An 11,595-nucleotide genomic window follows, 5' to 3' on the forward strand; every position below is an offset into this window, starting at 1 on the left:
CCTATATAGAGAGAGGGGAATAGAACGAAATGAAACACGGATGGATGACCAGACGGCTTGGCATGGAGCCAGGAGACCAGTGGAAGAAGGAAGTCGTGGCGGGAGCCATTTCCTATTTTGCCGTGGTCTATATCGTTATGGTCAATGCTACAATTCTTTCCGATGCCGGGATGCCCTTGCAGGCGGCTATGGTTGGAACCCTGCTGACGTCCATTGCAGGCTGTTTGCTCATGGCATTTGGCGGAAAATCACCGATTATCGTAGTACCCGGAATGGGGATTAATGCATTTTTTACGTATACACTCGTACATTCCATGAAATTAAGCTGGCAAGAAGCATTGGCCGTTGTAACCGTTACAGGTATACTGTTTGCCATTGTTGCATTTACGTCATTATACAAAATGATTAGCGAAGCAATTCCGAAAAATTTGCAGCATGGCATTACGGTCGGGATTGGTTTGTTTCTGACATTTATCGGTTTACAAAAAAGTGGAATCGTCATCGCACATCAGACCACGTTTGTCGCGATTGGGCATTTCAATGATCCGAATGTCATTACAGCCTGCGTTACGCTGGTGCTTGCCTTGATTTTATTTATACGAAATGTACAGGGGGGACTTCTGATCAGTATTCTGGTCGGGACAGGCCTTGCCTATGTACTTGGAGCAGTGAACCCGGGTGAATCCGTATCAGCGATGGATGCGCTGCGTCAATACGGCGGTTTGTTTGGCGAATTGTCTTTGATGAAGTTGGCTGATGTCGCGTTCTGGATCGCGGTATTTTTGCTACTGCTAATTGTAGTGTTCGAAAATATCGGATTAATTACCGCTCAGACACAGATGATTGGTCGTCCAGAGCGGTTCAAAGGAAGTTTGCGCGCACTATCCATTAGTACCGTGTTGGCAGGCATATTCGGAAGCAGTCCTCCAGTTGCTGCAGCAGAGACTACAGCCGGAATTGCGGCAGGCGGTCGCACAGGTTTGACTCCGCTCGTTACAGCCGTGTTATTCGGGGCTACTTTTTTCTTCATCCCGCTGCTCGGTTACATTCCGGACAGTGCGATTGCTCCCATTTTGATCATTATTGGTGGTCTGATGGTACAAGGTGTGAAAGATATGGATTTTGGTGACTTCACAGAGGCATTCCCAGCATTTCTGATCATGGTCATGATTCCATTTACATATAGCATCGTGGACGGTATGGCGTTTGGATTTATTGCCTATCCATTAGCGAAGCTGGCAGCAGGTCAAGGTAAACAGGTGCCTGTGGTCATGTATGGCATTTCCATCCTCTTTTTAGCCAACTTTGTGTTGCATGGAGTTTTGTAATAACAAAAGGCAACGTCATGTAAGTTCATACGTATGATCTCTGGTGAGCAGATGGAGAACGGGAGGAACGGGAATGGAAGAGCAGCAACAAGCAGGGCAGAATGAACCGAAGGTAGGAAAAAAGGGATTTAAGGATTTCGTCAAGCTTATCGCCTCCACGAACCCGCCAAAACTGATCTTGATTCTGGCCCTCATCTTAACCCTGATTCAAACTACAGCCGGACTGATCGTGCCATTGATGACCAAAGGTCTGATTGATGGATTAACCACTTCGGCATTGAACAAATCTGTTATTTTGTTATTGCTTGGGGCATTTGTGATTCAGGCGATTGCCTCGGGTATTAGCATTTATATGTTAAATTACGCCGGACAACGCGTCGTCGCAACACTTCGCACCAAGCTGTGGAACAAGGTATTGTCGCTACGAATGCCGTATTTCGACCGCAATCGTACAGGCGATACGATGAGCCGGATTACGAATGATACAAGCCAGATCATGACGTTGATCGCAGATTATCTGGTTTCCTTTGTGTCCAACATCGTCGCTGTTGTGGGTGGCGTGGTATTACTTTTTTACTTGGATTGGGTGATGTCGCTCATTATTCTGAGTCTGGTGCCACTTACGCTGTTGATTCTATTGCCGGTCGGTAAGAAAATGTACAAGATCTCCAAGAAACAACAGGATGAGATGGCAGGTCTTACGTCCGTGCTCAGTCAGGTTATTGGTGAGATCCGCTTGGTCAAAGCCTATGGCACGGAGAAACAGGAAGTGGAAGCAGGGGATTCCCGGATTCGTAAAATGTTCGCTTTTGGCTTGCAGGAAGCGCGCATTCTTGCTCTGATCGGTCCTTTGTTTACATTTGTCATGACTGCCGTTCTAGTAGTTATTCTGGGTGTGGGGGGAATGCGCGTAGCGTCTGGACTGTTGTCGCCTGGTGAACTGGTTGCGTTCATTTTACTGTTGTTCCAGGTCATTATGCCAATGGGACAATTCACGACGTTATACTCTCGTTTGCAAAAAGTCGTAGGTGCAACGGAGCGCATACAAGCGATCCTTGCCGATGAGGAAGAGCCACATGACAGCACTAAGGTAGCGCCAAAAGGAAATGAGACGATTGCATTCCATGATGTACATTTTTCCTATGTTACAGGTGAGGAAGTGTTGCACGGAATCAATTTGACGGTACCTACACAAAAAGTGACAGCTATTGTCGGTCCAAGCGGTAGCGGCAAATCAACACTGTTCTCTTTGATGGAGCAGTTCTATATGCCCGATTCAGGCCATATTTCGTATGGAGGACAAGCGATAACCGATTATTCTTTGGCCTCCTGGCGTAGCAAAATCGGGTATGTATCTCAGGAAAGTCCGCTTATGGCGGGTTCAATCCGAGATAATATGACCTACGGATTGAACCGTGAGGTCACGATGGATGAGATCCGGCGAGCTGCTGAGATGGCCTATTCTGCCGATTTCATCGACAAGCTGCCACAGGGATATGACACGGAAGTGGGCGAGAGAGGAATCAAGTTATCCGGGGGCCAACGTCAACGGATTGCTATTGCTCGTGCCTTACTGCGCAGTCCAGATATTCTCATGTTGGATGAAGCGACATCCAGTCTGGACAGTACCTCGGAGTATGAAGTACAACAGGCTTTGTCCAACCTGATGGAAGGAAGAACTACGATCGTGATCGCGCACCGATTGTCCACAGTGGTGGATTCCGATCAGATTGTTGTATTGGAGCATGGACATGTTACCGGAACAGGAACTCATACGGAATTAATTAGCAATCATCCGGTATACCGTGAATTAGCGCAGAAACAGTTTGTGGCACAGGAAGTAAATGCAGCTACAGTACAAAACGAAGAATAATTCTCATTAATGCAGGGTCTCCGTTATACCCATGAGGTATTTCAACGGAGATCCTTTTTCTTTTTCTTAAATTCCTCATATTTACAGTAAGACCAACATACTCTATATTATAGATACCGACCGTTGGTATGTATAAGGAGGGACTTATGGCCAGAAATAAATACCCTGAGCAGACACTGGACCTGATTCTGGCAGTCTCAACTCAAATGTTTACTGAAAAGGGATATGAAAAGACCAGTATTCAAGACATTATAGATGCATTAGGTATGTCCAAAGGTGCAATATATCATCACTTCAAGTCTAAGGAGGATATTCTCAGTGCAGTGATGGAGAAGGAGCTTGGGCGGGCAGAAGATATGTTTATGGAACTCATCCAGAACACGCATGCTCCGAATGCCAGACAGAAGCTCATCAGTATTTTGGAAAATATTATCGTTGATCCTGGAATCCAATCCAACTCAATAGATCAGGTTCTAAGCACTCAGATCAAGAATCCACAGTTTGTACTTGGTGGAATCAGGAAGGGTGTTCTAAAAGACGCACGAATTATTGCCAATATCATGGAGCAAGGCAAGAGTGATGGATCGATCTCTGTCGAATATCCGCTGGAGTGCGCTGAAATCTTCATGCTGCTCGTTAATATCTGGATCAACCCTCTTCTTTTTGGACGAGATCAGGCACAGACATTGGAAAGACTCAAGTTTCTACAGCACATGATGAAGCTTTTGGGAGCGGATATCGTAAGTGAACAGCTCATTCAGCGAATTACGAATCGGCATGCCAGCACGGGAGGCTATGCGGAGGCGGAATAAACATACACCTGATGGTTTGAAATGGAGAGGGAAAAGATGTTGAAAAGTAGTGAGCTTGCCATATGCAAGAGCATAGACATTGATCAATCCATTCATGATATACAGTTAAATTGGTTGTCAGGAGATATCAGAGTTCTTCCGAGTGTGGATGAACTTATCCACGTCATACAATATGCGGATGCGTGGTTTTCCAAGCGAAGGCTGATGCAAGTTAACATAGGAGGGGATACCTTAAGCATTGTGGACGGGAGAAAACGGAGAGGCCTCGTTGGAATAAATGTCGGTAGAACAGCATTGGAGATTCATCTACCAGCTCGGGTTTTTAATCGTATTTTGCTAAACTCCACAGGAGGACAACTCCGGTTGAATCGGCTTCTGGCCACTCGCTGTCAATGCAAGATTACCTCAGGTCATGTAGATCTATCAGGGAGGATGGAGGAGCTTGAACTGTGTGCAGTGGCATCCGTAGTGAAAGTACAACACCTTATTGCAGATAAGCTTAATCTTCAATCCAGTTCAGCCAAGATCGACATTTCGGGGGAGTTTCGTCACTTGCAAATTACCACAACAGGCAGAGAATTAAATATGGACTGTCTCAAGATGCCAGAGAGATTGCATTCCGTATCCACAGGGGCAAAGGCAGTGGTTTCCATTCCAGATAACGAAGGTTTCCGAATCTTACTTAAAAGAAGATCAGGAGCGCTAAAAAGTGAATTTGATTTGACTTCCCTTCATGGGGACAGCAACTGTCTAATACACAAAAGTGGAAAATGTGAATTCCAAGTGGATATTCGAGGAGGAGCTTTTCATCTGAAATCCAAGAAATGAGAGACTGTTCGTGTGTAGTGAAAACAAAGGGGGCAGATATCATGGCTGGTTGGATCGTAGGGATTAGTTTTTCCACCATCGTACTGCTAATCGGGATTTACGGCGCATTGAATAGCAGGCGCAGGCAGTCCAGAAACAAGTGGGCCTGGTGGTTTATTCTGTTTGGTTGTTGTGCGCTTGTCAGTGCCATTATTAATTATCAATTCAGATGAGCCTCATATATTACAAAAGTAAGCCTACAAAACGGATGTGGCTTTCAATTGCCCTATGTGATATAGTAAGTATCCTTTTGTATTTCCAGATGTAGGCGATACAGAGCAAAACATATTCTTAGGAGGTAACTGAAACATGTCAGACAGCTTTCAAAGTGCCTATCAAGAAGAAGAGTACAGGTTAGAGCGAACGATGGAGGAAGTGGACAGTCAGTTGGAACGACTGCAAAATATTCCGGTGTATACCGGCCACGACTTCACAGAACAAGTGCTGGAAGCTGGACGTGAAGAGCGCCGCACCGCCTTGTCCAAGAGCGCGCAGCAACCCTATTTCGGACGCTTGGATTTCGAAGAACAGGGCAGTGGTGCACGGAAACCGCTGTATATTGGCAAAATCGGCGTAGACCGCGAAGAGGTGGGTGAGCATCCGCTCGTCATCGACTGGCGTGCTCCTGTCGCAAGCCTGTTTTACTCATTTACGGGAGGCGAAGCCTCCGCTACGTATGAAGCCCCGGAAGGGCTTATCGAAGGTCTGGTATACCTGAAACGAAACGTTGTCATTCGGCAGCGGATATTGGAACGTGTGGCGGATACATATAACCGTGACAGCGACCAGCCAGCGGTATCTGATGAATTTCTCGTTTATCGTCTGGGAGAGAACAAGGATAACAAACTCCGTGACATCGTATCTACGATTCAGGCGGAGCAGGATCAGATCATTCGTGCGGCGAGAAACACCGCATTGATCATTCAGGGTGTAGCCGGATCCGGGAAAACAACGGTTGCCCTGCATCGGCTTGCCTTTTTGCTGTATCAGTACAAGGAGCAGGTATCTGCGGAGAAAATGGTTATTTTTGCACCCAACCACATGTTCCTGGATTACATCTCAGATGTGCTCCCGGAACTCGGAGTAGGGGACATTCAGCAGCGGACATTCCCGGATTGGGCGATGAACCTGCTGGAGCTGGAAATGCCTTTGGCGAATACGTCGGATACATTGAACACCTGGTTCGAAACTCCAGATGCGCGGCCTGAATTAAATGATGATGTATCTGGACGTTACAAAGGATCCATCCGTTTCATGGAGCTTATTCGAGAGTGGCTCTCGGGCATGGAAGCGGATTCCGTACCGGATATGGACTTCAGTCCATGGGATGGTAAGGTGCTCAGCAAGACGGAGATCGAGAACTGGTTCGGTGAGGAATATAAGCATTATCCACTAGCCAAACGCAAAGAACGGGTCATGGCGCGGGTTCACCGCTGGATTGAGATGGAACTTAAGAAACCGATGCCAGAAGCTGTGCGCAAAGAACGCAAGAAAAAAGCGTCTACTCGTGAGAAAGCTTATGCCAAAAAATGGCCTCAATACGAGCCGCTTACGCTATACAAACAGTTGTTCAAAGCTGCAAAGGGTGGCTCTGTGCCAGCCTCGCTCAGCGGGCTTATTCCAAAACTAGTCATGAAACAAACCGCAGCAGATCTGAAACAGGATATCATCCGTGAAGAGGATCTGCCTGCATTGGTATACATTCATACACTGGTCCATGATATTGAAGGTTCGGAGCGATTTGACCATATTGTGATCGATGAAGCGCAGGACTTTTCACCTTTCCATGTGGCGTTATTGGATCGTTTCGTCAAAGGGCATTCCTTCACCATACTGGGTGACTTGTCCCAAGGCATTCATGAGTACCGTGGTGTTCATGCGTGGGAAGAGATGAGTTCTCTATTTCCTGAGGATCAGAATGCATACTTTGCATTGACTCGAAGCTATCGTTCCACGATGGAGATTATCGACTACGCCAATACGATTCTGGAGCGAGGCGTCAAGAGTGGAATCACGGCAATCCCTGTGTTCAGGAGTGGTGATCCGGTTCGGACATTAGCATATGGAGGCGAAGGGCGGACGGCGAGTCTGGAGCAGGCTTTGAAGGTGTTAACCGTCAAAGACTACCGAACGGTCTCCATCCTGACCCGTACACTGCATGAAGCAGAGGTGCTTCACCGTGACCTTCAGGCCGCAGGCTGGGATCTGAACCTGATCGATGGTGGCAAAAAGCATTACACGGGTGGACACTCTGTTTTACCTGTCTATCTGTCCAAAGGGTTGGAGTTTGATGCCGTTATTGTGGCAGACGTAGATCAGAAGCATTATTTGCCAAATGCGGGTGATGCGAAACTGTTGTACGTTGGTTGTACAAGGGCCTTGCATGAATTGTGGTTGTTCCACGAGGGTGATTTGCCAGAATACGCGGCTGCAACACATAATCCTGACGGCGAGCCTGTAACCATTCAGGGTTGGCCTGAGCTTGGGTAAATAAAAGTTTGCTTATACAAGAAAAGGCATGGCGTTCATGGGAAAGTCCCATAAGCGCATGCCTTTTTTGCTTTTGCGCGAGAATTGCTTAATCTTCCGACGAAGAACGATGGGGGAGTTCAAGTATATGTTACGCTATTTCCCATTCTGGACGAGCGACGGTTCACCAAGAATATGCCGACACCAATGAATAACCCGCCTGCCAATGCAAACCACTGGACATGCTCTCCTAGCAAAATCCAACTCGACAATACACCAAAGAATGGTGCTAGAAACAGATAAGAACTGGTTTGGGCCGGATCACTATGTTGTAGCAAATAAAACCAGAGTGAGAACTGGATAATGGAGCAAACAAGCGTCAACCAGAGCAACACCATAACCGAGGTGGCATTCACTATAAAGTGAGGCTGTTCCGTACATAGGCTCAGTAGAAGAAGCACAGCACCTCCAGCGAGCATCTGATAGGCTGTTAATACAAAAGTATCGTAGCCATCGCCCCAGCGTTTGATGAGCAATGTGGACACGGCAAAGGAGATCGCACCGCCAAATCCAATCCAGGTTCCAGGGCTAAAGCTCATCTGCCATCCAAAGGTTAACATAATCCCTATGAAGCCGAGCATAACACCGATCCACTGGCTGAAACGGTAGGTCACTCTATATAAGAGAGCACTGAGGATAATGACCAGTAGCGGATTGGTAAACGTAATAATGGCGGATTCACCGGATGTAATCCAGTTCATGCTGTAGTAGGCGCAGCCCATCACTCCTGCGGATTGGAACAGACCAATGAGGATTATTTTCAACCAAGACTGCCATCCAGTAGGCAAAGGACGTTTACGAAGGAACAAGGCCATCAATCCACCAGCCAGTACATAACGTATGCCCATGAGCAGGAAAGGTGGGGCATATAACATGCCGATCTTGCCAACTGGAAAAGAAGTACCCATGATTAGCGTTGTTAAAATGATCAAGATTGTATATTTCAAAGGTTTTATGGTGCGTGTACCTGTGATCAAAGTAACTTTATTTTTCCAGTATGTCATGCTCAACACTCCTTATCATCATCCAGTCAGAGGACTGGTTTGGGATCTACATGAATTGTAGTCCGGTTTACACATGAAGTATAATGATTGGTAATGAAGTGGATATCATTTTGAATGATGTCAGAGTGGAGGGACCATGGAGAGCGGGGATCTTAGAATATTTCAGTGTGTTGCACAGGAGGGGAATCTGACCAAAGCTGCTTCTAAACTGGGGTATGTGCAATCCAACGTAACTGCACGAATCCGGCATCTGGAAGCAGAAGTGGGTACAACGCTGTTCATTCGTCATAATCGAGGCATGACGTTATCTCCAGCCGGAGAGATGCTACTGACCTATGCGGATAAAATTATTGGTTTGCTGAATGATGCTTCCAAGGCGCTTCGGGCGACGAGTACACCATCGGGTCCCTTAAGAATAGGATCTACACAGACTGCCGCAGCAGTTCGTTTACCTGAGCTTTTTGCAAAATACTATAAACAGTATCCCGAGGTGTCCTTGTCATTGGCTACTGGCAATTCGCAAATGCTTATTGATCAGGTGATAGGGTATGAATTGGAAGGGGCTTTCATTGGTTGTGCCTGTGATCATCCTGATATTGCGTCTATAGATGTATTTGATGAAGAACTCTATGTGGTATCATCTGGTGTGGGGCCCGAAGAAGAGCTTACCCGTAAACCGATCCTTGTCTACAGTATGGGATGCTCCTACCGACAAACGTTAGAGGAGTGGTTGAACTCAAGTGGGGTAAATCGTCCAGTGATTATGGAGTTTGGAACTTTGGAAGCGATTATTAGTGGAGTAACGTCGGGAATGGGGATTTCTCTGTTACCGGAGATTGTGATTCGGCAGCAAATCGAAAGTGGCAACCTTCGCAAATATTCGCTCCCCTCCGGTATAAGCCGCATGATGACTCGTTTTATTACACGCAAAGATGCGTTTATCAGTAGTGCGCTTGGCGCATTTATGGCTATGTTACCGCGGGAGTATGATATGATAGAGAGTGGAGATACAACAGAAGTGTAATTGTACACAAGCCAAGGCAATTCGTTAAGGAAGTGATGAGCAATGGATTTATTTTCGTTTCAACAGGACTCAAAACCACAAGCTAGACTGCTCGCGGACCGCTTGCGGCCAGAGCATCTGGATGAATATATTGGACAGGAACATATTATTGGACCGGGAAAATTACTCCGGCGGGCCATCGAGGCTGATCAGATTTCGTCCATCTTGTTATACGGCCCTCCGGGATGTGGCAAGACAACCCTGGCACATATTATTTCTCAGCAAACGCAAGGACAGTTCGTACGTCTGAATGCAGTGGAAGCTTCCGTTAAGGATGTGCGTGAAGTCATCGAACAGGCGCAAACGAACAAACAGCTGTATGGAACCAAAACCATTCTGTTCCTCGATGAGGTACATCGGTTTAACAGTTCACGTCAGGACGCGCTATTGCCTGCGGTGGAGAAGGGTACGATTATTTTTATCGGCGCCACAACAGAGAATCCCTTTCATTATGTCAATGGGGCCTTGATGAGCCGTTCTACTCTGTTCCAACTAGAATCGCTAAACAAGGATCATTCCCTAATTGCAATGCGCAGAGCATTGAGCGATGCGGACAAAGGTCTGGGGTTCATGGAACTACAGGCGGACGATGAGGCGCTTGAGCATATTGCTACGATGGCCAATGGGGATATTCGGCGTGCGCTTAACGCGCTTGAACTGGCTGCGTTGACCACGCCACCGGAGAAGGATGGATCCATTCATATTACGCTTGGTGTAGCAGAAGAGTCTATTCGTCGCCCCATTGTGAAGGCGGATGAATCCACACAGTATGATGTGTTGTCTGCATTTCACAAGAGTATTCGAGGTTCCAGTGATGCGGCGCTGTTCTGGTTTCTATACGCGGTGGAGAAGCTCGGCATGGACCCAATGACCTTCATTCGGCGCCTGATTGCAGCGAGCAGTGAAGATATTGGACTAGCGAACCCGCAAGCTATGACTCAGGCGATTGGAGCGCTTGATGCGTACCGGAATAACGGTTGGCCCGAAGCCAAGCTGAATATCGCACAAGCGATTCTGTTTGCAGTCGAAAGTCCGAAATCCAATGCGGTGTACACCGCCATTTCCAAAGCCATGAACGCTATTGATGAGGTGAAATCGGCAGAAGTTCCACTCCACTTGCGAGATACGCATTATTCCGGTGCCGTGAAGCTTGGACATGAGGGCTATCAATATCCGCACAATTACCCTGGGCATTATGTGAAGCAAGAATATTTGCCAAAGCAGCTCTCACGGAGAGTATTCTATGAGGCGACGGAGCAGGGTAACGAATCGAAGATTAGACTGAATCAACAACGACGCAGGGATTTGTAAGATCAGTCAGATCACTCGGGAGATGCACATAACATGAAAGAGCTTTTGTATATAGGAGTAGGTGGGTTTCTCGGTACATTGACCCGATATGCCATACAGTTAGGGACACCAGCTGCTCATGTGGGCTTTCCGTGGGCAGTGCTGCTAATCAATGCGATTGGCAGCCTTTTTTTGGGTTGGTTCTTTACTATAGCTGTTCCAGGCAAAATAACACCACAACTTCGACTTGCGATTGGTACAGGTTTTACTGGCGCATTTACGACATTCTCCACGTTTACTCTGGATATTGTTCGTTTATCCGAGGGTGGAGAATGGGTCAATGCTGCGATTTATATAATCGTAAGTCTATTGGCAGGGTTGTTGCTATGTGCGCTGGGAATGAGTCTTGGACAGCGTATGTTGGCAGCACGAAGACAAGAGGGTGATGCCTCATGATCCTGTGGATTGGATTTGCAGGTGTGCTGGGTGCGATACTGCGTTACAGTCTGGGAAAATGGGTCTCTGGCTTGCTGGGAACGGCTTTTCCATGGGGGACATGGATCATTAACGTCAGTGGTTCACTGTTGCTTGGGTTGTTATATGGGTGGCACCAATCTGAGATGATTTCAGATGCAATCTGGGTGATCTGGGGAACCGGGTTCTGCGGTGCGTACACCACATTTTCCACCTTTGGCTATGAAACGTTAGGACTTATGGGTCGACAACGATACGCCAGAGCGGCGCTCTACGTCGTCAGTTCAGTTGTAGTGGGAGTGTTGGCCGCCTGGGCAGGAGTCTGGTTGACTGCATAACGAACTATTTTTAATTT

General features: G+C 47.1%; 11 protein-coding genes. 10 read left to right on the forward strand and 1 reads right to left on the reverse strand.

All coding sequences use genetic code 11. The features are described 5' to 3' along the window. The first annotated feature begins 29 nt into the window (after positions 1-29). The 6 genes from HF638_RS20475 (at position 30) to HF638_RS20500 (ending at position 7,370) form a co-directional block, all read left to right on the forward strand. The gene (locus tag HF638_RS20475) at positions 30-1,328 is read left to right on the forward strand and encodes an NCS2 family permease (protein WP_074096222.1); all 1,299 of its coding nucleotides are present in this window, start codon (positions 30-32) and stop codon (positions 1,326-1,328) included. Positions 1,329-1,401: 73 nt separating this feature from the next. Continuing rightward, the gene (locus tag HF638_RS20480; protein ID WP_169481824.1) at positions 1,402-3,201 is read left to right on the forward strand and encodes an ABC transporter ATP-binding protein; all 1,800 of its coding nucleotides are present in this window, start codon (positions 1,402-1,404) and stop codon (positions 3,199-3,201) included. 146 nt (positions 3,202-3,347) lie between these two features. Further along, positions 3,348-4,013, forward strand: a complete 666-nt coding sequence (locus HF638_RS20485) for a TetR/AcrR family transcriptional regulator (RefSeq protein WP_169481825.1) — start codon at positions 3,348-3,350, stop codon at positions 4,011-4,013. Positions 4,014-4,049: 36 nt separating this feature from the next. Continuing rightward, positions 4,050-4,841 carry a DUF4097 family beta strand repeat-containing protein gene (locus HF638_RS20490; protein ID WP_169481826.1) on the forward strand — a complete coding sequence of 264 codons (792 nt, stop codon included), beginning with the start codon at positions 4,050-4,052 and terminating at the stop codon, positions 4,839-4,841. 41 nt (positions 4,842-4,882) lie between these two features. Next, entirely contained in the window at positions 4,883-5,053 is a 171-nt protein-coding gene (locus HF638_RS20495) for a hypothetical protein (RefSeq protein ID WP_167544426.1), read from the forward strand. Between the two features lie 136 nt (positions 5,054-5,189). Then, positions 5,190-7,370, forward strand: a complete 2,181-nt coding sequence (locus tag HF638_RS20500) for a HelD family protein (protein WP_169481827.1) — start codon at positions 5,190-5,192, stop codon at positions 7,368-7,370. 119 nt (positions 7,371-7,489) lie between these two features. Here the strand turns inward: HF638_RS20500 and HF638_RS20505 are convergent, their stop codons facing one another. Continuing rightward, complete coding sequence (locus tag HF638_RS20505) at positions 7,490-8,413, reverse strand: DMT family transporter (RefSeq protein WP_211175716.1); 924 nt, start codon at positions 8,411-8,413, stop codon at positions 7,490-7,492. A 136-nt stretch (positions 8,414-8,549) separates the two neighbouring features. On the opposite strand from HF638_RS20505, the gene HF638_RS20510 reads away from it, so the two are divergent. The 4 genes from HF638_RS20510 to crcB (HF638_RS20525) are packed head-to-tail and all read left to right on the forward strand — an operon-like array spanning position 8,550 to position 11,578. Next, complete coding sequence (locus HF638_RS20510) at positions 8,550-9,437, forward strand: LysR family transcriptional regulator (protein WP_169481828.1); 888 nt, start codon at positions 8,550-8,552, stop codon at positions 9,435-9,437. Positions 9,438-9,479: 42 nt separating this feature from the next. Next, complete coding sequence (locus HF638_RS20515; protein ID WP_036616934.1) at positions 9,480-10,787, forward strand: replication-associated recombination protein A; 1,308 nt, start codon at positions 9,480-9,482, stop codon at positions 10,785-10,787. 33 nt (positions 10,788-10,820) lie between these two features. Then, positions 10,821-11,222, forward strand: coding sequence for a fluoride efflux transporter CrcB (gene crcB / locus HF638_RS20520; protein WP_169481829.1), 402 nt, complete (start codon positions 10,821-10,823; stop codon positions 11,220-11,222). Further along, positions 11,219-11,578, forward strand: coding sequence for a fluoride efflux transporter CrcB (gene crcB, locus HF638_RS20525; RefSeq protein WP_169481830.1), 360 nt, complete (start codon positions 11,219-11,221; stop codon positions 11,576-11,578). The genes crcB (HF638_RS20520) and crcB (HF638_RS20525) overlap by 4 nt, the downstream gene beginning before the upstream one ends. Positions 11,579-11,595 lie beyond the last annotated feature (17 nt).

It is taken from the genome of Paenibacillus sp. SZ31, assembly GCF_012912005.1.
Classification (GTDB): domain Bacteria; phylum Bacillota; class Bacilli; order Paenibacillales; family Paenibacillaceae; genus Paenibacillus.